This is a genomic window from Vreelandella aquamarina, assembly GCF_020075495.1.
GTDB classification, from domain to species: Bacteria; Pseudomonadota; Gammaproteobacteria; order Pseudomonadales; family Halomonadaceae; genus Vreelandella; species Vreelandella aquamarina_A.
Genome location: NZ_JABYQT010000034.1, coordinates 1 through 502, shown reverse-complemented (window position 1 = coordinate 502; position 502 = coordinate 1). Strand labels below are relative to the sequence as shown.

1 protein-coding gene is annotated in these 502 nt (G+C 68.9%); it reads left to right on the top strand.

What is annotated here, in order from left to right:
• On the top strand, positions 1-502 hold a 502-nt coding region (locus tag HW452_RS17355; RefSeq protein WP_224107340.1), incomplete at both ends, for an FAD-binding oxidoreductase.

The window sequence follows — 502 nt, the reverse complement described above, 5'->3', positions numbered from 1 at the left end:
GCGAGATCGCCCCGGACTACGCCCAGCGCACGGTGCTCGCCACCGACAACTCGATCTACCAGCGCCTGCCCCAGGCCGCCGTGTTTCCGCGCCACGCCGAAGACCTCGAGCGCCTGGCCAGGCTCGCTGCGGAAACGCCCTACCGCGACGTGGTGCTCACGCCTCGCGGCGGCGGCACCGGCACCAATGGCCAGTCGCTGACCGACGGCATCGTGGTGGATGTCTCGCGCCACATGAACCGCATTCTGGCGATCGATGTCGAGAACCGCCGCGTGCGGGTGCAGGCCGGCGTGGTCAAGGATCAGCTCAACGCTGCGCTCAAGCCTTACGGCCTGTTCTTCGCCCCGGAGCTCTCCACCTCCAACCGCGCGACGATCGGCGGCATGATTTCCACCGACGCCAGCGGCCAGGGCAGCTGCACCTACGGCAAGACCCGCGATCACGTGCTCGAACTCGACACCGTGCTGCTCGGCGGCCAGCATCTGCACAGCCGGGCGCTGAG